Genomic DNA, 22,082 nt, shown 5'->3' on the forward strand with positions numbered 1-22,082 from the left:
CGGTTATGCTTGTGTGCCACGTACTGGACTGGCATGATCGCTGAACCCACAACCACTACTACAACCGATGTCGAATCATCCGCAGACCTTCGGACCGGCTCGGCGATTGCTCGGATAGCTGCCCGAACCGTCGTTGCCCTTCTGGTTGTCAACCTCCTGCTTCGTGGTCTCGGCGCGGCCGTCGTGCCGGCGCTTTCGTCGTTCGAACCTCTCGGATGGGGCGCCGTAATAGCCACGTCAGTCGTCGTCGGACTGGGGGCTGTCGCGGCTGGGGCAGTGGTAATTCGGATAACCGACCGAGCCAGGCCCGTGTTTGTCACGCTAGCGTTTGTGGCAGTGCTCGTGTCGCTCGTTCCGGTGGTCACCGTCGTGCCGACGTTTCCGGGTGTCACATCAGGTATTCAGGCGATTATGATTGCGATGCACGTCATCAGTGCGGGTGTCGTCGTCTGGCTGTTCAGGCCCTCGCTCTGAGTGAGAGACTTCATTCAGTAAGAGACCGGCTGTTCGATCCGTGTCTCCCAGAAGGCGTCGTCCTCGTACTCGGGGTAGATGGCGCGATACCCCAGACGGCGAGCGAGCGGCGCGAGCACTGCCGCGACCGCTCGCTGAACGAGCGGTGGGGGACTCGTGAACATCGTATCGTCTGCAAGTTCGTCGACGAACACCATCCCCTGCAGGAACCGTGGGTTCCCGTGCTCGTCGAGTTTTCCGTCGAGTGACAGCCCGTTGAGCGTATAGAGGACCTCTTCGAGTCGTCCTGCGGGTCGCGTCTCGATGAGACACGACGCGACCGATGCCGAGTCGTTTCGGTACGTGTGTGGGGTTCCCGCCTCGACCGTCACTGACTCGCCAGCAGTGAGCGTCCGGGAGTCGCCGTCGAGGACGAAGACGAACTCGCCCTCGATGACTTCGAAGCGTTCAGCGTACGACGGGTGGACGTGTTCGTGCTCGTCGGGCGCACCGCGTCCGGGGAGAGTGATACCGACACCACGGGCGAACTCGCCGTCCGTCTCCCCGCCGCGGACGAGTCCGAACCCGTACTCGCCCAGCACGAGATTCCCGAGCAGCGGCGTCACGGCGTCCTCGAAGTATGCCAGCGTCGGACCGTCCCGTGAGAGTGTCAGTCCGTCGCCCGTCGGCACACCGTTCTCGAGGAGACGACCGCACGTGATGGTGTCGTCTGCCCCTTCTTGCTGTATTGTCGATTCCATGCCCTGTAGAGGCGGTGTAATGGCTTAACCGGGCGGAGAAGGATTCTTCTCCACGTCTCGGACCCGATTCGGTGGTCTGGGCCACTGGTGACTCTTCCCACTTTATTATCCTCCAGTGATGACAGGGAGGTATGTCAGGCGAGGAGAACGGCCACCAGGCCGGGGACGCGTTCGCCGCACTCGCGAACGAACACCGGATGGGGATCATCGAGACGCTCTGGAACCGTCGCTCGACGGAACCGAACAGCCAACGAACCCCGATCGCCTTCTCGGAGCTGTTCGAGGCGTCCGAACTCGACGACAAGGGCCAGTTCAACTACCACCTCGGGAAACTCGTCGGCCCCTTCCTCGCCCGCTCGGAAGACGGCTACACCCTGACGTACGCCGGCGAGAACATCGCCCGCGCCGTCCAGGCAGGGAGCGTCACTGACAATCCCGAAGTGGAAGATGTCTCCGTCGAGGGTCGATCGTGTCCGTTCTGCGGTGGCGACGGCATCGTCATGAGCTATCGCGACGGTATCGTGTTCTTCTCGTGTACGAACTGTGAGGGACTCGCCCCCGAGAGCCCGATGTCGCCGCCGGGGGCGATACAGGCGGGCACCATCCCCGCGAGCGCGCTGGTCGAGCGCGACCCGGCTGACCTCTACGACGACGCCATCCTCTGGGGGAACCACGTCTACATGACGCTCCTACACGGCTTCTGTCCGGCCTGTGCAGGTGCCATCGACGAGTCGCTCGTCCTCTGTGACGACCACGACGCCTCAGGCGGTATCTGTGAGTCCTGCGGTGACCGCTTCGCCAGCCGCGTCCGCTACGAGTGTCGGGTCTGTGGCACTGTCGAGTGGGGCTCACTCTGGGGCCGACTGAGCTACATGGAACCCGTCTTCGGGTTCCTCTACAACCACGGCGTCAACGCGCTCCGTCCGAGTGTCGACGACCTCGCGCTGGGGCGTGACCTCCGCGAGGAGGTCGTCTCGCACGACCCACCGACGGTCGAGTACGAGTTCGTCGTCGGCACTGACCACTTCCGCGTGCATGTCGACGCCGACCTCGCCGTCGAGACTGTCGAAGAGGAGATGGACTCCGAACGCGAAATCGACGCCGAAGACTGACCGAGACTTACTGGTGCTTCACGCCTTGACTTGTGAATTTCCTCGATCAATAGTCAGTTAGTATCAACCCCAGAAAAGAGCCGGAGTGCAAAGCTTAGAGGATACATACAGGAGTACGACCATTAACCAGCATAGACAAATACACGACCGCCTAGAATCTCTCATGGAATGGAGAATGTTCGACAAGACCGAAACGCTATAATCCCACAAATAGCTATCTCGGCTAACTGCTTACTATCTTGTTGATACGTCGAATAGAGAACAGACAACTGAAGATCCACGTCGTGGTACCTGGCCCAACGAGCAACGGTTTGGCTCTCAGAGTAACAAGGTATGTCTAGCACACTCTATCCGTCCCTGGTGGTCGCCGGTCTCTCAGTTGGATCAGGCATACTCGCAGTACTCCTCATCCAGTATTTGCGGCAGTATTCCGGTCGGCCAGGTGCCAACTGGTTCATCGCATTACTCGCCGCAGTTGCGCTGTTCTGCACAACATATGGGATCTCACTGGTCGTGTTCGACCCGACGCTTCGGCTCGCGCTTGAGACGGTAACGGTCGTCAGCCTCTGCTTTATGGGACCGCTGTTCCTCGGGTTCGGTCTCACGTATCTCGGTCGGTTGGATCTTGTCCGGAGCCCGCTGTTCGTGGCTGCACTGGCGGTCCCGGTGGTGAATCTCCTTGTAGGCGTCACGAATAGTTGGCACGGGTTGCTGTGGCGTGACTTCCGGTTCGAGCCCGTGTTCGGCCTCGCAACAGTTCAGTACACACTCCAACCGTGGGGGTGGTTCGCGCTCGTGTTCGGCTTGGCGATGACGGGGATCGGCATACTGCTGTTGATCAGTGCGATACTCGACTATGGCCCGCTGTATCGACGGGAAGCGGTAGCCGTCATCCTGAGTATCGCTCCGCCATCAATCGGGATGCTCATCTGGATGTTCGACCTCGGGCCGATTCCAGCCTTGAATCTGACGCCGATGCTGTTTCTCCCGCATCTCCTGTTGGATGGATACGCGTTCGTCGGCACCCATATATTCGAGACGAATCCGACGACCCAGCGTGCGGCCGAACAGAGTGCGATCGCTGACCGCACTGACCCCCAACTCGTCGTCGATACCGAGGGACAGATTGTCAGCCTCAACGACCGAGCAAAAGAGGTGCTGGGCCTTGACTCAGATGTCATGCTTCCAGTCCCGTTTGTCGATGCCGCAGGTGTCACAGTAGACACCCTTGTAGACGATGGTGAAATTGAGATTGAGGGCGCGTCCGGTGGTGTTTTCGGGGTTTCGCACACGCCGCTGACCGATCCAGCGGGTACGGATGTGGGTAGTCTCATCGCACTGTACGACATAACTGAAGAGCGGAGACGAGAACAGCGGCTCTCGGTCCTCAACCGTGTGCTCAGACACAATCTCCGGAACGAAATGACGGTTATCAATGGGTATGCCGAATCAATCGGCTCAACGGCCAGTGACCCGACAGTGACCGAGCAGGCGACCACGATCACGAATGCAAGTCAACGATTGCTTCGAATCGGTGACCGAGCACGAGAGTTCGACCGTGTTCAGGACCGCGAGTTAACGATCAGTCGTGTTAATATCGAGTCAATTATGAGCGAGCTCTGCGAGGAAATTCGTAGTACCCAACCAGAGGCCGAGATCAAGCTGACTATCGGGGACTCGGTTGAGAATTTCAGCACTGATTGAGATGTCTTCGCGTTAGCGGTGGCTACGTTTCTCGAAAACGCGGTGATGCATAGTGAAGCACACGCACCGACGGTTCACGTTCACATCTTTGATACGGGACTAGTCAATCGCCAACTCGGGATCGAGATCAGAGATACGAATCCACAGATCCCAGCAATGGAAATCGAGGCGATGCAGAGTGGCGGTGAGACACCACTGCAACACGGACAGGGGATCGGATTCTGGATCGCGTATTGGTGTCTCTCGATGCTCAACGCCGAGGTCGATTTCGATTATGAAGACGGGAACATTATTACAATGAGAATCCCGAACCGGAGTGACGACTGACCGCCTGGGTACGTACCAGTGAGTTGGCTCTGTTGAACCTCTTAACAGCTGAAATAACCACTCTGCTGAATATAGCCGATGAGTTCAGCAAAACACCAAATAGATTGATCAACTATCAATTATATATGGTATTGATCCTCAAAAATCACAATACACGCGGAAGTTTGACGACGAACACAGCCCCTTCCGGATCGTGGTCCTCGACCCAGACCTCTCCATCGTAGCTCTCGACGAGTGTCTCGACTAGGTATAACCCGATCCCTGAGCCCGGACTATCCAGGCCTTTCTCACCTCGTCCGAAGATCGCGTCTTTCTGTCCATCTGGCACTCCAGGCCCATTATCGGCGATTCGTATCGTGACTGATTCGGAGTCTTCTGCTACTGACACAGTAAGCTCCGGCACTGGTTTGTCATTGTGCTGGATGGCGTTCGTGAGTAAGTTCCGAAAGACTGATTCAAGCAGCGAATTGGCCGAGACTTCGACCTCTGGAATTGTGCCTTCGACGCGGATGGTGGCGTTGTCATGCTCTGACCGGAGTTCTTCGATTTCCTGATTCAGCACGGGAGCAAGCGCAACAGGGCGATGCTCGTTGGTTTGCCGGAGCATCACTTCCGCCATATCCTTCGCTACCGTGGTGAGCGCGACCGCGTTCTCTGCCCCCTCTTTCACCTTCGTCAGGTACTCGTGGCCCTCTTCGTCGAGATACTCATCTAACATATCGGCATACGCCGAGACCAGCTGGAGATGATTTCTGATGTCGTGTCGGAGAACCTGGTTCAACAGCTCAAGGTCGTCACGTTGCTCTTCGAGTCGTGCTTGCTGTTTTTTGCGTATCGTGATGTCCTGGGCGACCGCAACGAATTTCTTTATTTCTCCATCCTCACCTGTGATTGGGGAGATCGTTTGCTCCAGAACGATTCGCTCTCCGTCTTTTGTCTCGTCGATCATCTCCTCTTGCCATTGGTCACCATTCAGTATGGTCTCCCAGAGGTTTTCGTACCACTCCTCGCTGTGTTCATCGGCTTGGAGTAGGCTTGGATTGCGGCCCTGTACTTCCTCGGCGCTATAGCCAGTGATCGTCTCAAATGCCGGGTTCACGTACTCGATGTGACCATCAGTGTCGGTGATATAGACCGCGTGTGCAGTCTGTTCGACTGCCTGTTTGAACAATCGAATCTGCAGTTCGGGGTCGTCCGTAATGCCACTGAGTGGCTCGCTACTCTCACTCATTATCTCTTAGTAATGGGATTGCTCAATATGAAACCTGATTAGTTGCATGGAACAAGGACGGAGAAGATGGTTCCTCTCGGATTGTTTTCCTCGAATTCGATGCTCCCACCGCTGATCTGGACGAGCCAGTATGCAATCCACAGACCCAACCCCTGGCTGTGGGCGAGTTGCTCCTCGTGTCCATCTTCGAGGACATGTTGTTCCATCTCGGGCAGTCCAGGGCCGTTATCTTCGATTTTGAATTCCATGTCGCCATCCCCCGTCGGCTGCACTGAGACGGAGACATCTGGCTCTCGGTCATTGTGTATGATTGCGTTCTCCAGTAACTCCGTGAGGGCACGCTGCATGATTGCAGGGACGGTCTCGTCTTCCCCCTCGACGGGTTCGAAGACAACCCGAGCGTCAGCGAACGTTCTTGCTACCCCTTTGAGGGTGGCGATCACGTCACGGACTGACTCGTCCGCATACAGTTCTTGTTGGAGTATGTCCTGGATTTCACGGGCTTTCTCGCTCTCGGACACTAACTGGTCTACAGTCTTCGAGACACTATCGACTGAGGATTGAACGTCGTGGTCGTCTTTGGCAGCCTCAGCGAGTAATCCAACATGACCCTCGATGACATTGAGTTCGTTTCGGAGATTGTGTCGAAGCACTCGGTTGAGGACTTCCAGTCGCTGTCTGTTCAATTCCCGCTCGGTGATGTCGTTCTGGATTGCGACGTATCCAGTGATCCCGTCACGAGATGACTGAATCGGAGCAATCGTTTGCACGGCCGTATACCGCTCGCCGGATTTTCTCCGATTGACGATCAGCTCTTTCCAGACCTCACCACTGGAGACGGTATCCCAGAGCCGTTGGTAGTAGTCCGAATCCTGTTCTCCCGAATTGAGAAGCGATGGTGTCTCTCCAATTGCTTCCTCGGCCGTATAGCCAGTTATCTCCTCGTATGCGGGATTGACGTAGTCGATGATGCCCTCATCGTCGGTGATATAGATGGCCGTTCCAGCCTGCTCGACGAGGAGACGGAAGCGTCTGAGCTCCTGCTCATGCTCTTTTCGCTCGGTGATGTCCCGCGTGTTGACGAGAAATCCATCGATATGAAGGTCCTCGATTGGAGCCCTAGCGACCGACTCGACCCATATCCACCCACCCATCCCATCTCTAATTCGATATTCGATCGGACCCGCGACCTGTTTCGAGCCATCAACGAGACCCTCGAACGTCTCCCTGACGATGCCCTGGTCGTCCGGATGGACGTAGTCAAGGATGTTCTCGCCGATCACTGCGTCCGCGTCTTTCCCGGAGATCTGCTCGACAGACGGACTGATGTAGTTCACCGTGCCGTCAGGCTGGACAATAGACATCGTGTCGACGGAGTATTCGACCAGTTCGTGGAAGCGTGCCAGGTATTCTATCTGGCTTTCGAGTTTGATCAGAATACCGACCACGTGGGGATTGCCATCGCTGTCGGTCGTAACCTGGCCACGGGAGAGCACGTACGAGTAGGTTCCATCTCCCTGGCGAAAACGGTAGAAACGCTCGAAATCCCTCAGTTCGCCATTCTCGATAGCCGCTTTGAGTTCGCGGTTCTTTGGTCTATCTTTCGGGTGGACACGATCGATCCACCAGTCTGCCGAACGAAGTTGACCATCGCTCTCGACGCCGAACGATTCGGCAAATCTCGGGCTGATCGTGAGAGTATCTGTCGTTGGATCCCACTGCCACGTCGCGTCAGTGAGCACGCTATCAACGGTTTCAGTCCACTTCCTGAGATCTCCCTTGTGGTCTGCTTGTCGGTGTTGCAAGAGCGTCGAACGCAGAGTTTCTGCGACCATGAGCGCTCTATCTGACGCGTCTGGGTCACGGGCAACGTATCCTGCATGATCCCGAGCAAGAATCTCTCTTGCGAACGATTCGTCCGATTGGGTGGCATAGATGACGACTGGAAGTTCAGGAAAGTCCTTGCGGATCGCGTCGAGTACAGCCAGCCCATCTACATCTGGTGGCTCGTGGACGCAAAGTACACAGTCGATCTCTTGTGTATGGGTATTGAGTCGAGCAAGCGCCTCGGACGCTTTAGAGACGGCCTGGACGGGTGAAGGACGCTTCGGAGAGGCGAGTTCGTCACTCAATTCTTCCTGAAAGTCTACGTTCCCGATTGCTAGAAGAGAGAATGAATCGGAATCAACCACCATATGTTGACTCGTGTGAGTCCGTATAGATACATTATTATGTCGCTCTTGTTGGTGAGCCACAGTGCAATTTCGAGGTCAGGAAGTTCATACATCCATCAGACTGCACAACAAGCGTAGGCTGGGCTGTCACGTTGGACCGTCCCATATGTGAATCCAACAACGCTACAACTCCCTGAATATTGAGGACAGGCCCATCACTCAGTGAGTTCCACCCCGGTAATCTCGAATCGTGCCCCACCCTCAGCACCCTCGGTGACTGTAATGTTCCATCCGTGTGCTTCGGCGATCTGTTCGACGATGCTCAAGCCAAATCCAGTCCCGTTATGCGTGGTAGAATAGCCAATATCAAACACATCAGTTCTGTTCTCTGGAGCGATTCCAGTGCCATCGTCCTCAATAAAGAAGCCGTCCTCAACCTCACCGATGGTGATAGTCACATCGCTCCCACCGTGCTCGATCGCGTTTCGGATGAAGTTCTCAAAGAGTTGCTTGAGCCGAGTCCGATCAGCCTTAATGTGGTGTGAAGTCTCAAGAACGAGCCTCGCTTCAGCAGTATCGACGGTTTGCCAGCACTCCCTCACGAATGGTACAAGATCGATCGACTCCACCTCACCGATGCTGTTCCCTTCGCGGGCTAACGTGAGTAGGTCCTCGATCAAGACCTCCATCCGATCGTGTGCATCTGCAACCTTACTGAGGTGCTCACTGTCACACGTTTCTTGAGCAAGTTCTACGTGCCCCTCTGCGACACCCAGTGGATTTCGCAGATCGTGACTCACTACCGATGCGAATTCATCTAACTGTTTTTCGCGCTGCTTTCGGTTGGAGATGTCCCGACCGATACTCAAAATCGCCTGCTCACCGTGGTAGGTGATCAACGTCGAGCAGATCTCAACAGGTATCTCTTCACCGTCTTTCGTTTCGTGAACAGTCTCGAAGACCTGCACTTCGTCATCCGGCATATCGTCGATAAGCATCGTGATTTTACCCTCATCAAGCTCTGCATCAATATCGTGAGGCCTCATCGACAGCAGTTCGTCTCTCGCATAGCCAGTCTGTTCTACTGCAGCATCGTTCACTGCCAGAAATTCGCCATCAGAATCGATGACCCAGGCCGTATCATTCATCCCGTTGAAGAGTTCCTCGTACTCTGCTCTGGCCTGCTCAAGTTCCCGCTCACGCTGTTTGTGATCGGTGATGTCCTGAACTGCACCTCGTAGGGTCACGACATCGCCACCGTCGAGAGTCGGCTCACCCAAGATCTGAAACCACCTGATTTCACCATCAGATCGTTCAAACCGTGCCTCTACGTCGAATGACTCTCCTCTCGCTAGTGCTTCTTCGACGGCACGTTCGACAGCCGGCCGGTCTTCTTTGACATAGACATCCAGCGCTTGCTCCAGTGGGGGCGCTTGATCGGCTTCTCGACCAAGCATCCTGAACAAGTGATCGGACCAGAACACGTCCTGTGTCTCGGTATCGATCTCCCACCCGCCGACATCCGCAATCCGTTCTGTCGCCTCAAACATATCCTGCAGCCGCTCTGATTCCCGTTCACGTTCCTTTTGTTCAGTAATATCTGAAGCGATGCCGATGATTCGATACACCTCGCCAGCATCATTTTCGACCGGTACCGCTCGATCCCACACCCATCGGACCGTTCCGTCCGGGCGAACGATTCGATACTCCTCATCGTACCGCCCTTCTCGTTGCGTGGGCAGCGCATTTTTTACCCGGTCCCGATCATCTGGATGGATTGCGTCGAAGAATGCTGTCGGATCCTCGTAAAGTTCCTCTGGTGATTGCCCCCAGATGGTTGCAAAGGCAGGATTCACATAGAAGATCTCCTCTTTCTCAGGATCGCTCATCCAGACGACTTCCTGAATATTTTCAGCCATCTGTTCGAAGCGGCGTTCACGTTCCTGGAGTTGTTCTTCCATCCGTACGCGTTCGGAGATATTGCGAATTATCCCGACAAAACGACGCTCTCCGTCTTCTTGGAACTCCCCAAACGATATTGAGATCGGGATTTCGTGCCCATCGTGGTGTTGGGCCGTGAACTCGATTGCTTGCCAGTCCATAGTTCGCTCATCAGTTTCGAGATACCGCTGGAATCCATCGAGGTGATTGTCACGATACCGTGGCGGTATCAGTTCTGTTAGTGACTTATCGACGAGACTGCCGGGTGTATAACCGAAGAGGTCCTCGACTGCAGCGTTGGCAAACGTGATCGTGCTCTGTGAATCGATTGTGAGGATGGCGTCTGGCGAGTGAGAAGTGATTGCTTCAAGTCGTGAACGTGTTTGCTCGGCCTCTCGCTGGGCCCGCCATTTTTCGGTGACGTTACGAATTCTGTTCGCCAAGAGGGTGTACTGTTCCGTCCCACTCCCTTTCTGGAGATAGTCGGTCACTCCCGCGGAAATGGCTTCACTGGCGATCTCTTCGCTGCCCTTTCCGGTAAACAAGATGAACGGGAGATCTGGATGGTTCTCACGGACTGTTTTGAGAAACTCCAGTCCGTTCACCCCCGGCATATCGTAATCCGAGACAATGCAATCGACGTGGGTATTTGCGAGGTGGTCTAGCCCTCGGTCGGCACTTGTTGCGGTTTCGACCTTGAAGCGCTCGTCTTCTCGTTGTAGAAACGTGCCAGCCAACTCAGCGAAATCCGGTTCATCATCCACATGAAGGATCCGGATTGAGTCACGTGTTGTATCCATTATACTGGCACCTAGTCAAATTCGCTATGTTCACAAACCTCAAAAAGGCGACGTTTCGAATATATGGGGGCTTGCGAATACAAATTAAGTGCTGCACTCCGGACTATATCTTGCACTCGCCACGAGGTCTCTCCAATACAAAACAGAATACAAAACAGATGAGTTTGCGTTGTATGAGCCCACAGTTTCACGGTAGACGAACCATTCATTCGACGACCACGACGCCTTTCATCCCCGCGTACTCGTGGGGGACGCAGAAGTACTTCGTCGTCCCCGGTGCGTCGAAGACCTGTCTGAACGTTGCGCCCGCCTCGGTGTGATAATCGCTCTCGAAGGAGCCGTCTTTGGCTTTGACGTTGTGCGCCGCGCCGCCGCCCGTCCATTCCCAGCCGATGGTCGTCCCGGCATCTACACGGACGGCCGCGGGTTCGAAGGACATCCCGTCCGAACCGCCGACGGCGACAGTCACGCTCGACTGGCCGGTCCGGTCGTAGATGCGGTCGTAGCTCTCTGTGTTCGACAGCCAGCGGTCGAACGGCTCACCGCCGTTCGCGTTCGCCCCGGCGTGCGTCCCGGCACAGCCGGCGAGCACCGTCACGCCGACGGTGACAGCACTCGCGAGGAACCCACGTCGGGATAGTTCGTGCCCGTCAGTCATCCGCGCTGTGGGGCGTCTCGGACGACGCGTCCGTCGCGCCCATCGTCTGCCCGCTGCGGCGGTACAGCGAGACGCCGAGCGGGATGACGACTGCCCACTCGAGGACGGTGAGGGCGATGGTAACTCCCGTAATCGGTTCGGGGAAGATCGCGACGAGCGTGGCGAGCATCCAGACGGCGGTGACGACGCCGACGAGCGTCCCGAGACCAGCCGCGATGCGGTGGGCCATCCCGGCGCGATAGAGGCCGAGCGAGAGGCCGGCGACAGCGAGGGCGTAGACGCCCATCACGGAGACGAAGTAGCCGCTCCCTAGCGGGGAGAACAGCGCCGTGAACGTGCCGAGCGAACTCGAGTCGGTCTGGGCGAAGACGGTTCGTCTGCTGCCGCCACGGTCGCACGAGCGAGGTGGTGCTCCGAGCGGGCCTGCACTGCGGCCGCGAGCGAGAGGAGCGCGTCCTCGGTCAGTGTCTGCTCCGCCGTCCCGTCGCGGACGAATACGTCGGTCAGCTGCGTATCGCCTCGCGTGAGCGTTCCCGTCTTGTCGAACGCGACCGCGTCGATATTCGCCGCCGTCTCGACGTGTTCGCCGCCCTTGAACAGGACGCCCTGCCTGCCGCCGGAGGCGATTGCTGAGAGGACTGCCGCTGGTGTCGAGATGATGACTGCACACGGCGAAGCGGCGACCATCAGGGTCATTGCGCGGTAGAACGTGCTGGTGAACTCACTTCCGAGCGCGAGCGGAATCCCGATAGCCGCGATTGTGAGCGCGAACACACCGAGGACGTATGGCTGTTCGAGGCGGTCGATGAGCCGCTGTGTCGGGGCCTTCTCGCTCTGGGCGTCTTCGACCATGGTGATGAGGCGGCTGATCGCTGATTCGTGGGCCTGCCGAGTGACCTCGATTTCGAGGCTCCCGCTCTCGTTGATCGTCCCGCCGAACACGTCGTCACCGGGTTCCTTCGGGACGGGAACGGACTCGCCGGTGAGCGAGGCCTGATCGACCGTGCCCTCGCCGGACGTGACCACGCCGTCGAGTGGAATTTTGTCCCCCGGACGGACGACGAACACGTCACCGACGGCGACCTCGTCGATGGGAACCGTGACCTCCTTGCCGTCGCGCAGGACCTGCGCTTCGTCCGGCCGCATCTCGACGAGCGACTTGATCGCCCGACGCGAGCGGCCAATCGCGTAGTGTTGGAGCGTGTTCGATAGCGAGAACAGGAAGAGGAGCATCGCTCCTTCGAACGGGGCCCCGATCGAGAGTGCGCCGAGCGCGGCGACGATCATCAACAGGTCGATATCGACCGCGTGGTGGCGAAGCGTCTCGATGGCCCCCTTGAGCCCGTACCAGCCGCCGAAGGCGTACGCAACGCCGTACCCCGCCCACATCAGGAGTGGCGGACCGTCGAGCCATCCCGTCAGGAGGCCGGTCACCATTCCGATCAGTGTCAGACCGACGAATATTTCCTCCCGTCTGAGTTCCGAGCGAGAGGTCATTTCGTCAGGTGTCATGTCGGGCTCGTTCTGGATCGAGACGTCACGCTCACGGACTGCCTGTCTGAGCGTCTCCTCGGAGGTGACGCTCTCGTCGTAGGTGATCCGAACGCTCCCCGTTCGAAACGAGACCTCAACGTCGTGAACGCCGGGTGCATCTCGAAGGTGTCGTTCGAGTGCTCGCGCCCCCGCTTCGCCACGACCACCCCGCCGTTCGATCTGGACGGTACACGTCGATAGCGGGGGTGATTCAGCAACGGTCACGCCATCTCTCCATACACTGTGTATTGATTTTGCATTGTGGGTCTGTCATTGTGTCTCGGTCTGACTGGATACGACGCGGGGCGGCCACACGGTGGCTCCCGTCCGTCTTGCTCGAATGATTCAGCTGATGATCGTCACCGGAATCCGTGCTCGGCGGGCGACTGTCTCGGCAACGCTCCCGAGGAGCGCACGGTCGATTCCTGCCCGCCCGTGGCTGCCCATGACGATTTGGTCAATATCGTGATCTTCAGCGTATTCCAGGATTTCTCGCGCCGTTGCCGACTTCCGTGACGGTAACGAGTTCGGTATCCCATTCTGCCGCCAGGTCAGTGGCCATCGTGTGGATTCTGGTTGCTTTTTCTTTCGCATTCTCATACCAGCCTTCCGCGACTGGTAGGCCGCCAGCCTCCACGTCGATAACTGAGTCGATAGGGTTGATAACGTAAATCGAGGAGATGGACGCGTCCGGAAACGTCTCGATAGCGTATGTGAGCGCACGCTCTGAAAGCGGGGAGCCGTCGACGGCGACGAGAACGTTGACAGGCATGGAGTGGGGATTTGTTACGAATTGAAATGAACGTACTGCTCCGTGGATAGTGCGACAAAGATTCGTGAGGGGAGAATCTTCAGAAGCGTCGGGTTGGGGAACATCACTCGTCCGGATTCGACGGTTGAACGCCAATCGTTTTGACAACCACTGCCCTCGGTTTGGTTGTATCGACCGCCGAGTAGTTCACATCGGACGCATTCATCGCCTGAAGTTATGACCCTCGCTCAACTCCTCGAACAGTACGTCAGTCTCGGCATCTTCGTCCTCGCTACAGGTCTGAGTGTACTCAGTTTTCTGGCGTGGCGACGGGAACGTGATAGTCGGATGCGAATTGTCACACTCGGGTACGCGATGTTCGCCGTCTACGGGCTCATCGTGTTTCTCGAGTACCCGCTGCTCCCGTATATCCCGTACGCGACGCTCGAATTGCTCGAACACGCGAGTGCAATCCTGATTCTCGGGGGCCTCCTGGCGTTCTTCGTCGCTCTCACGCGGGACTGAGCAATGTCGGAACCGGACCTCGAACTGGACTCTCGGCGGGCGATCTACCAGCGGATAGCCGACACGCCGGGCGTTCACTTTCGCGCGCTCCTCGGCGACCTCGAGTACGCGCAGGGAACGCTCCAGTATCACCTCCGCTGGCTCGGTGACGAGGGCCTGATCGACGTCTCGGACGACGGCAAGTACACGCGGTACTACCCCGCCGCCGAGTTCGACGAAGCCGATCGGGAAGTGATGAACGCGCTGCGGAGGGAGTACAGTCGCCGCATCCTCGCACACCTCCTCACAGACGGCCCGCTCTCGACAACCGAGCTCAGCGACCGCGTGGACAAGGCGCAATCGACCGTCTCGTGGCATCTGTCGAAGCTCGCCGAGGCCGACCTCGTCACGAAAGACCGCGACGGCCGGAGCGTTGTTTACGAGGTCAGCGATCCTGACCGGGTCAAATACCTCTACACGGTTCACCGGCGCTCGTTCACCGACAAAGTTGTCGACCGGATTCTGGGCCTCTGGGACACCTATTAGCTCGGGGTCGTGTTCGAGGGTATCCCTCGAAGCACCAGCAGGCGTAACAGGAGCACGTACACGAGAAACGCCACCGAGGGGCCCAGCAGGGGACGGACGAGTCCCGCCAGATCAGTCCCGATCGCTGCCGCGTGAATCGTCCCGAAGGCGAATCCGGTGTACGCGAACGAGTGGACGACGCGTGGGCCCCACGGCCGCTCGAAGCGTTTCGCGTCGGTAAAGCCCAGCACCGCGACGATGAGCATGAGCAGCGCACCAGCACCGACGGCGACCCCGCCGAGGAAGTACGGCATCGAGTATGCTGGTGCCGGAACCTGTCCGGTTATGACGAACCACGCGTCGAGGACGCCGAGCCCCGCGTGGAGCAACGTGACGATCATCGCGAACACGGATAGTTCGATGTGTATGCGTTGGGCGGCCTCGTGGAGTACGCCGAACGACTCCGTGTTGTAGAGAACGCCCGTTAGGACGGCCAAGTACAGCAGCGGATACGTGACGAGTGCGGCACCGCGGTCGAGAAGCCAGACGAGTTGTGACATTACGATGCCCCCGTCGTCTCGACGACATCGGGGCAGCCGTCCGAGTCTTGAAACCCGTTCACTGATTCCGAGCGGGTCGGACACTTGTCGGCGGAGTCGTTGATGCCATCCCCGTCGTAATCTGCCGGTGCCTGTCTCTCCGAAACGGTCTGTTCGACGAGGTCGCTCTGTGCTTTTTCAGTCGCCTGGGCGGCACGCACGTCGCCGATTTGCCAGAGGGCCGGAACGGCCACGACCAGCACGACGATGGCGACGACGGTAATTCGCTGCTTATGCGTCCATGACATGTGTATCGAACCTCTCTGTCGTGTGAAAGACACCGTCGTGAATGATCAGCGCCTCCAGTCCGTCCCACTCGGCGGCTACTTCACGTGCTTCGTCGAGGGGAAGTGCGGCGAGCGTCGTCGCCAGGGCATCGGCCTCCATACAGTCGCGACGCGCGACGATGGTAACGGACTCGTGACGCGAGCCGAGCGACTCGGTGGTTGCGTCGTAGATGTGATCCGTGCCGTTTCGCGAGCGTCGGTATCCCCCAGACGTTGCGACGGACCAATCCGTGTCCAGAATCTTCAGCGCTGTGTCGTCGCCGTACGGGCTTTCGATGGCCACCGGGCCGGTCGGCGGGGACATGTCTCCCCCACCGCTGACAAACCCCCGTCTACCGAGACCTGCGAGTGCCTCGCTAGCCCGGTCGACGATGTACCCTTTTGCGAGACCATTGAGGTCGAGTTCGACATCGGTACTGACCTGAGATCCGCTGACACGGACAGTCCCAGTATCGAAGTCTGTGGGTAGCGTGTTACTGTCACCACGCAGGAACGTCTTGAGTTCTTGTTCAACGCGACCCTGATTGACATTAAACACTCCCTCAGTTCGATCGTTATATTCGAGTCCACGTCGGACGATACGGGCGACGTGTTCATTCGTGACCTCCCCGTCGCGGTTGAGCTGGCTGACGGCACTCGCCTCGTCGAAGGCGTTCAGCTGAGCTTCGAGTGACTCGGCCGTGTTTCGTGCTGCAGTCACCGCGGTGTCGGCCCGGAAGCCCGTCGCGTGAACCCGAAACACGGTATCACAACAGTCGAACTCGCGGCGAGTGCCGCCGAGCCGTTCGGTGATCGATGCGAGCGATCCCATCATTTCGGTCACTCGTCCTCTTCGTGTTCTTCGTCCCCGCCTTCATCGTCGTATTCTTCCTCGTGCTCTTCCTCGTCCTCATGTTCTTCATACTCCTCGTGTTCCTCGTCTTCGTAGCCGGATTGCGTTTGGACTGCTGGCGTGAAATCTTGGTTGGGTGTCGGGGCATCGGAAGCAGCCTGCTGTGACGCGTCCGACGCAGACGGTCCAGGCGAGTCAGATTGCTCGCCAACCTGCCCGAGACCAATGCCGGGCAACGCAAGGCCACCGGCCACGACTGCGGTGAGAAGGGCACCTGCCAGCGTGAAAGCGACGAGTTTGTTATTGGGGACTGGGATGCGCATAATTAGCTACACCCCATTGTGGAATCGCTACCCTCGACGTATCGGTCGTTGCGTTCTGCCATTGCAAACAGACGGTGGAGACAGGCTTAGTAAGCCGTTCGCGTCCAACTATCGAATCTTCGTACAGCTATCGAATCCATTCGAGATGGAGCGATCTCAGTTTAGACTCACAGATCAGAGATTGCAATCCAATTCGATGATTGGACGCGAACGAACTTTTCCGAGACGTATCTACGTGTTTCTATGCAGCATCACTTGCGGCGAGCATGTCTGGTCGTTGTACTACTTCTGGTCGTTAGTGGAATCATCACTGTTCAAGTGGGAGCATCGCCAGCAAATGGTGAAAATAAAGTCGTAAAAAGTCTCGACTCAACAGAACAATCGCTATCTCCCGATGCGGACGTGAATGGGTTGAACGGTGACGAAGAGGAGGGTGAAGATGCAGAAGATTCGGGAGAAGACGAGACAGGCGCTAGTCTGATCGGAGACTGGTGGGGCCTTGGTGGTGAAGTGAGTGAAGCCCCGTACATCGGTGTGGTCGAAGCCGGTGTTGTCTTTCTTGTCGTCGGTGTCCTTGGGTACAGTCTGGCAAAGCGAAAGCGATTACTGCCGGTTCGCTTCCGTCGATATCAGTTACAAACACACCAGTGGATCGTTCTCCTCGGGACGGGACTAACGCTGCCGCACTTCATTGCTGTCGAAGAGTGGGAAGGTCTCGGTCTCGCGGTTGCTGTATTACTTGGTGTAGAGGTGATGAGTGGCCTGTACGGTCGATATCTGCATCGACACGTCGTTCGCCTTGGACGAGGAGATGAGACGCCATCAGTCGTCGGTCGTCTGCTGACCGTCACCAAAGAGACCCTCTTTTCACGATGGCGACGAGTGCACGTCTTGCTGACTGTCGTCACTGCAATCGTCCTCGTTCTCCACATCATCACGGCAATCGGTGACTGACTCTCTGTGGTGTCGATTCAGCCTAAAAGCAGAGCATGAAGGCCAGGTTTGGATTGGTCCGTTTCGGACAGTACCGAACACCTTCCAATGGAGATGAATCCGTACACGAGTCAGATTTAGGGTGTTCCAGTGATCTCAAGTAACACCTCCCGCCGTGATGTTTTTCGACAAATAGCTCAGCGTCCACACGTTGATTGGCCAGCATACGACTCAACCTCACTGTACGATCGGAGTTCCCTGACAGCACTCTCCGAAGATATTCGCACCGTCTCTGGAGCTTGGTTCAACCACCACTCCCACGACTCTGTTGAGGCGTTCGTCTGTCAGTATCCCCTTTCCTACGTGGTTTTCGACCCACACGACCAGTACTCCGGTCCAACTCGGTACGAGATGCCACAACTCTTCAGGGTTTTCTTGCTGAAAGAAGTGTACGGTTGGAACCACGAAACAGCGCTTGTCGACTATCTCCGGCAACACTCAGAAACCCGTGGCTCGCTCGGGTTCGAATCCGTTCCCGATCAGTCGACGCTCTGGCGCAGTTGGAACAGCCGCTTCAATGCCGACCTACGTGAGACAGTCGAGAGAACGGCGCGGACGGTTCTCATCAACGCACAGAAGGCAGGAGTTACAGTTCCCCGTGACCCGGAACGGGAGCTCCAGTATTACGACGACGAGTCCGGAGAGACCAATCCGGACGATCAGACTATTTTGGAACAGGCAGCGAAGATCAGCGACCACATCAGCCGCGTTGTCTTCCCGGCATTCTCGCTGAGCCGTGGCGAGGGCTGTGAGATTCACGAGAACGCCTACTGGGACTTACAGACGTATCTCGGACTTCGCGAGCGCCTCGCGGCCAATGAGGGTGCTCGTAGCTTCACCTACGAATCGCCTCGTGAGCGGACACCGTTAGGGCACGCCCATCGCGAGCAAGTTCGTGACCTCTCAATTGCGGAGACCCGAGAGATGTACCGACAGGCCATCGGAAGGCTTCTGAACGAAGTTTCGGAGACAGAGCAGTTCTTCCGAGCTGGGATTGTTGCAATCGACATTACTGAAGCTGATCCCTTCACGGGCGACCGCACCGGCTACGAGGACGAGATCATCGGGACGAAGGAGAAGACCGACGAATACGCCTACCAGTGGGCGACGGTCCAGTTGGTCGGCAACGCCGTCCCAATCGTGCTGGACGCGCGCCCCGTCCGAAAGGGGGAAACCCGACTTGAAATCGTCGAGGACTTGCTGGACTCTGCCGAGGACCTCGTTCACGTCGATAACGTACTCATGGACCGGGAGTTCGATAGCCAGCACGTCCTGGATATGATTAGCCAGCGCGGGCTCTCGTACGTTGTACCGAAGCGGATGCAGACCAGCGAGAAAGCCCAAGCCAAGCGGTTGCTCCAACGAGGCCGGGATCGATATGAGACCGACCGTAAACTCCATCTGGGCAAGAACGAATGGCACGAGACGACGCTGATCTACCGCCGGAAAGAGAACACTGAGCACGATGATCACCGGCAGTACTCAGTGTTTATGACGAATCGGGGGAGCGGACACCTTACGGAGTACGGCCACCGCTGGGAGATCGAGAGCGGGTACAAATCGATTAAGCGGTTCATGGCTGCGACGACCTCGAAAGATTTCGGGCTCCGGTTCTTTTACTTCGCATTCGCTTGTCTCCTCTACTCAATCTGGCGGGCTGTCGATCTACTCGTCCAAGCCGAGTTGACTGGCGAGTATGAGCACTCACCGGTGATTACAGCGGACAACACGCTGACGCTGCTGAAGAAGGAAACTGGAATCGGGTAGTTAGGAACTCTGTTCGGGTTAGCGTGCCGTCTGAGTGGCTACGCTGCTGGAAATCTCGAAAACTTGTCCATATAGTTGGGTGTATTACAAGAATAGCCGCTTGGAGGGCCATCTGGGGCAGTACCCGCTGACCGAATCGGTTACATTCACGCATCAGAGCCCTGCTAAACCCGCTGTAGTCTCAACTTCCCGAGCACCTGGTAGTTGAGACTAGCGTTCTCAATGCATATGGATCAGAGATCAAGCAGCCGAAATCTATTCGAGTTGTTAGTCGTCGTCTCCTCGATAGGCGTCGCCACCCCGCTTCTTGATTGTGAGTACGTAGAGAACCTTCTCACCACGATCAGCACGACAGCCGAGACGAAATGGACCGATTCGAAGTTTCTGATGGGGCGCGCCCTCAAGCGGTTTCAGGTAGTCCGTCGGATCGCGCCACTGGTCGGTGACGATCTCGTCCAGTTTCGAGCTAATTCGCTCTTGCGCGTACTCGTCAAGGCCGTCGAACTGCCGGTTTGCGGTGTCGGTGAGTTCCCAGTCCCACGCCTCACTCATCGTCGCTGTTCCCGGCCAGCCCGTGATCTGCCTTCACTTCGTCGCTCGTCTGTGTTCTCCCTTCCTGAATGTCGACTTCACTTGCGAGCATTGCCTTCAGATCTGCCCGGTTGAAATCGGGATGCTTGATTGCATCTCTGAGCACATCACGGATGAACTCGCTCCGACTGTTGTATCCTTCCTCCTGCCAGGTGCCGTCGACATCGGCGAGGAACGTCTCTGTCATCCGGATATTGACCGTCGTTTTCTCAGGGGATTCGGCTTCTGCCATGTCTTCGTGTTGAATCTGTGTAGCAATAACCATTACGCTTGATCTTCAGATCCGAGGTTTCACACACCAGGTTTCGAGTGAAAAGCCGGCCGCTATCTACTGGTTTTTCAGCGGAAGCAGTGGTGTGTCAGGGACTGGAGCACGAGCAAGCAGTCTCGACATTGTATCATATGCTGTTGTTCTCTAAGGTCTGGATATTTGCGCAGTAGTTGAGACTGCTGTTTCCCAGTGGTTCCAGAATCACAGAGTCGTGTGTCTTCCAGTGACGTGACCGAAGGACTCATCGGGAATCGAACACACGAGAGCCTATGGATAGCGACGAGGGGTCGAGCTCACAGACAACTCCCGAACTGGAGGATGTCTCATCACTCGACCGGCTGCCATTGCACTCGACTGATCTGCTGACGTTGCTTGACCCGTCGGGTGTGGTGCTGTACGAGAGTCCGTCCATCGAGCGCCTCTACGGGTACGATCAAGAGGAACTGGTGGGCGAGCAGGTCGCCGAGTACTTCCACCCCGAGGACCGGGACCGCGTCGTCGAAGCATTCGCTGCAATCGTCTCCGAGGACGGCCAACACGTCGAGACGGTCGAATACCGCCACCTGATGGCAGACGGCTCCTACAGGTGGATCGAATCCGTCGGCTCCTCGGATCCGACGCCTGACGGGAATTACGTCATCAATTCCCGGGATATCTCCGAGCGGAAACAGCGCGAGCGTGCCCTCCAGCAGACCCGCGAACAGGTCCAGTCCGAACGGGACGGGAAAGAAGCCATCCGCCAGCTCCTCCTGCAGACCTCGACCGACACCGAAATCGCCGCGAGTGTCTGTCGCTTGCTCGTCGACGACTACGGCTACGAGGCGGCCTGGGTCGTCCGGAAGCAGGGGACACAGGGAGACGATCCGCATCCGGTGGTGATCGCCGATCACGGATCGGACTGGGGTTTCCGGCGACCGGACGAGGACGGCAGCATCGACGCGGCGACACGACGGACACTCACCACTGACGACCCCGTGACGGTCACGATGGACGCCGACGAGGAGCCAGAGATTGGCGCCCAACTGGAGCAGTGTGGGCTGACCTCGGTCCGGTCGGTGCCGCTGGATCACGAGGGGCTGTCCTATGGCGCGCTCACTGTGGTCCGGACGGACGCTGGCAGCCCCGTGGCAGGACAGCTGGTCGACGAGGTGGCAGCAGCGCTCGCGTTCAAACAGCGGATCCATCGCCAACAGGAAGCACTTGCCAGCGAAACCGTGACCGAACTCACGCTTCGATACTCGGGTGAGCACGTCCTGACGGCCCTATCGAGAGCGCTGGCTGCCCAGGAATACGACGACACCGACGGCGACTCCGCCGGCGAGAATAACGGCGACGAGATTGACGCCGAGGACGACAGCCCGGAAGTTGTCGTCGAGGAACTGCAGGGCAGTGACGGTGTCACGTTCCTGCTCAAAACAGCGGACGTGGACGCCGAAACACTCCGGGCGACTGCAACAGGGCTCCCGTCGGTCCGGACGGCGACCGTCGTCACGGAGTCGGAGACGAGGACGGTCGTGTCGATTCGCACCGACGCCGGGTCGATCAGGGAACTCGTCGGTGGACACGGCGAGGTCCTGCGCTCGATTACCGCCCGTGACGGTCGCCTGGAACTAATCGTCGAGTTCCCACGCCGGACCGACCTCGGTGCAATCGTCGACGCCGTGCAGGACCACTGGCCGGAGGCGACCATGCACGCCTGCACCGAGCGGACCGTCGACGACGACCACCCGAGCGCGTTCAGCGGGCTGACGATAAAACAGGAAGACGCCCTCCGGGCGGCCTCGCTGGCGGGCTTTTTCGAGCGGCCACAGGAGGCCAGCGCCGAGGACGTGGCCGCGACGCTCGGCTCCTCGGCCTCGACGTTCCTCCATCACCTGCGCAACGCCGAACGGGCCGTCTTCGAGGATGTCTTCTCTCACGACGGGCGACTCGACTGAGCCGACGG

21 protein-coding genes and 2 pseudogenes are annotated in these 22,082 nt (G+C 57.8%); 9 read left to right on the plus strand and 14 right to left on the minus strand.

Going from position 1 to position 22,082, the window contains the following annotated elements; all coding sequences use genetic code 11:
• The first annotated feature begins 33 nt into the window (after positions 1–33).
• Positions 34–474, plus strand: coding sequence for a DUF6069 family protein (locus tag MUG96_RS23405; RefSeq protein ID WP_246989520.1), 441 nt, complete (start codon positions 34–36; stop codon positions 472–474).
• 14 nt (positions 475–488) lie between these two features.
• Here MUG96_RS23405 and MUG96_RS23410 read toward each other — a convergent pair whose 3' ends face one another.
• Positions 489–1,214, minus strand: a complete 726-nt coding sequence (locus MUG96_RS23410; RefSeq protein ID WP_246989521.1) for a cupin domain-containing protein — start codon at positions 1,212–1,214, stop codon at positions 489–491.
• 131 nt (positions 1,215–1,345) lie between these two features.
• Between MUG96_RS23410 and MUG96_RS23415 the strand changes: the two genes are divergently transcribed.
• The 3 genes from MUG96_RS23415 to MUG96_RS23425 all read left to right on the plus strand — a co-directional run bounded on the left by MUG96_RS23415 (position 1,346) and on the right by MUG96_RS23425 (position 4,357).
• A complete protein-coding gene (locus MUG96_RS23415) occupies positions 1,346–2,326 on the plus strand; it encodes a DUF7351 domain-containing protein (RefSeq protein WP_246989522.1) in 981 nt (326 codons plus the stop codon).
• A 333-nt stretch (positions 2,327–2,659) separates the two neighbouring features.
• On the plus strand, positions 2,660–4,030 hold the full coding sequence (locus MUG96_RS23420) for a histidine kinase N-terminal 7TM domain-containing protein (RefSeq protein WP_246989523.1): 1,371 nt from the start codon (positions 2,660–2,662) through the stop codon (positions 4,028–4,030).
• Positions 4,031–4,048: 18 nt separating this feature from the next.
• Positions 4,049–4,357 carry an ATP-binding protein gene (locus tag MUG96_RS23425; protein WP_246989524.1) on the plus strand — a complete coding sequence of 103 codons (309 nt, stop codon included), beginning with the start codon at positions 4,049–4,051 and terminating at the stop codon, positions 4,355–4,357.
• 145 nt (positions 4,358–4,502) lie between these two features.
• On the opposite strand, the gene MUG96_RS23430 is transcribed toward MUG96_RS23425, so the two are convergent.
• From MUG96_RS23430 to MUG96_RS23460, 7 genes and pseudogenes are all read right to left on the minus strand, one after another.
• Positions 4,503–5,588 carry a two-component system sensor histidine kinase NtrB gene (locus MUG96_RS23430; RefSeq protein ID WP_246989525.1) on the minus strand — a complete coding sequence of 362 codons (1,086 nt, stop codon included), beginning with the start codon at positions 5,586–5,588 and terminating at the stop codon, positions 4,503–4,505.
• A gap of 38 nt (positions 5,589–5,626) precedes the next feature.
• Entirely contained in the window at positions 5,627–7,780 is a 2,154-nt protein-coding gene (locus MUG96_RS23435; protein WP_246989526.1) for a PAS domain S-box protein, read from the minus strand.
• A gap of 197 nt (positions 7,781–7,977) precedes the next feature.
• Positions 7,978–10,467 (minus strand): PAS domain S-box protein, encoded by a 2,490-nt coding sequence (locus MUG96_RS23440; protein ID WP_246989527.1) that lies wholly within the window; start codon positions 10,465–10,467, stop codon positions 7,978–7,980.
• Between the two features lie 241 nt (positions 10,468–10,708).
• Positions 10,709–11,161, minus strand: a complete 453-nt coding sequence (locus MUG96_RS23445; protein ID WP_246989528.1) for a halocyanin domain-containing protein — start codon at positions 11,159–11,161, stop codon at positions 10,709–10,711.
• Positions 11,154–11,447: a hypothetical protein gene (locus MUG96_RS23450; protein WP_246989529.1), complete on the minus strand. Its 294-nt coding sequence runs from the start codon at positions 11,445–11,447 to the stop codon at positions 11,154–11,156. The genes MUG96_RS23445 and MUG96_RS23450 overlap by 8 nt, the downstream gene beginning before the upstream one ends.
• A gap of 68 nt (positions 11,448–11,515) precedes the next feature.
• Positions 11,516–12,919 (minus strand): annotated as a pseudogene (locus MUG96_RS23455) (heavy metal translocating P-type ATPase); the annotation flags it as partial.
• A gap of 120 nt (positions 12,920–13,039) precedes the next feature.
• Positions 13,040–13,466 (minus strand): annotated as a pseudogene (locus tag MUG96_RS23460) (universal stress protein).
• A 216-nt stretch (positions 13,467–13,682) separates the two neighbouring features.
• On the opposite strand from MUG96_RS23460, the gene MUG96_RS23465 reads away from it, so the two are divergent.
• On the plus strand, positions 13,683–13,970 hold the full coding sequence (locus MUG96_RS23465) for a hypothetical protein (protein WP_246989530.1): 288 nt from the start codon (positions 13,683–13,685) through the stop codon (positions 13,968–13,970).
• A 3-nt stretch (positions 13,971–13,973) separates the two neighbouring features.
• Positions 13,974–14,495, plus strand: coding sequence for a winged helix-turn-helix transcriptional regulator (locus MUG96_RS23470; protein WP_246989531.1), 522 nt, complete (start codon positions 13,974–13,976; stop codon positions 14,493–14,495).
• Here the strand turns inward: MUG96_RS23470 and MUG96_RS23475 are convergent.
• The 4 genes from MUG96_RS23475 to MUG96_RS23490 are packed head-to-tail and all read right to left on the minus strand — an operon-like array spanning position 14,492 to position 16,515.
• Entirely contained in the window at positions 14,492–15,034 is a 543-nt protein-coding gene (locus MUG96_RS23475) for a DUF8596 domain-containing protein (protein WP_246989532.1), read from the minus strand. The genes MUG96_RS23470 and MUG96_RS23475 overlap by 4 nt on opposite strands.
• Positions 15,034–15,321, minus strand: a complete 288-nt coding sequence (locus tag MUG96_RS23480; RefSeq protein ID WP_246989533.1) for a thrombospondin type 3 repeat-containing protein — start codon at positions 15,319–15,321, stop codon at positions 15,034–15,036. The genes MUG96_RS23475 and MUG96_RS23480 overlap by 1 nt, the downstream gene beginning before the upstream one ends.
• Complete coding sequence (locus tag MUG96_RS23485) at positions 15,305–16,174, minus strand: FAD:protein FMN transferase (protein ID WP_246989534.1); 870 nt, start codon at positions 16,172–16,174, stop codon at positions 15,305–15,307. Before MUG96_RS23485 ends, MUG96_RS23480 begins: the two co-directional genes overlap by 17 nt.
• A 5-nt stretch (positions 16,175–16,179) precedes the next feature.
• Positions 16,180–16,515: a hypothetical protein gene (locus tag MUG96_RS23490; protein ID WP_246989535.1), complete on the minus strand. Its 336-nt coding sequence runs from the start codon at positions 16,513–16,515 to the stop codon at positions 16,180–16,182.
• A 243-nt stretch (positions 16,516–16,758) separates the two neighbouring features.
• On the opposite strand from MUG96_RS23490, the gene MUG96_RS23495 reads away from it, so the two are divergent.
• Positions 16,759–17,469: a hypothetical protein gene (locus MUG96_RS23495; RefSeq protein ID WP_246989536.1), complete on the plus strand. Its 711-nt coding sequence runs from the start codon at positions 16,759–16,761 to the stop codon at positions 17,467–17,469.
• 129 nt (positions 17,470–17,598) lie between these two features.
• The gene (locus MUG96_RS23500) at positions 17,599–19,275 is read left to right on the plus strand and encodes a transposase (protein ID WP_246989537.1); all 1,677 of its coding nucleotides are present in this window, start codon (positions 17,599–17,601) and stop codon (positions 19,273–19,275) included.
• 267 nt (positions 19,276–19,542) lie between these two features.
• Here the strand turns inward: MUG96_RS23500 and MUG96_RS23505 are convergent, their stop codons facing one another.
• Positions 19,543–19,827, minus strand: a complete 285-nt coding sequence (locus MUG96_RS23505) for a type II toxin-antitoxin system RelE family toxin (RefSeq protein WP_246989538.1) — start codon at positions 19,825–19,827, stop codon at positions 19,543–19,545.
• The gene (locus MUG96_RS23510) at positions 19,820–20,098 is read right to left on the minus strand and encodes a ribbon-helix-helix domain-containing protein (RefSeq protein ID WP_246989539.1); all 279 of its coding nucleotides are present in this window, start codon (positions 20,096–20,098) and stop codon (positions 19,820–19,822) included. The genes MUG96_RS23505 and MUG96_RS23510 overlap by 8 nt, the downstream gene beginning before the upstream one ends.
• Positions 20,099–20,406: 308 nt before the next feature.
• Between MUG96_RS23510 and MUG96_RS23515 the strand changes: the two genes are divergently transcribed.
• A complete protein-coding gene (locus tag MUG96_RS23515) occupies positions 20,407–22,074 on the plus strand; it encodes a bacterio-opsin activator domain-containing protein (protein ID WP_246989540.1) in 1,668 nt (555 codons plus the stop codon).
• Positions 22,075–22,082 lie beyond the last annotated feature (8 nt).

It is taken from the genome of Halorientalis marina (assembly GCF_023028345.1).
Taxonomy (GTDB): Archaea; Halobacteriota; Halobacteria; order Halobacteriales; family Haloarculaceae; genus Halorientalis; species Halorientalis marina.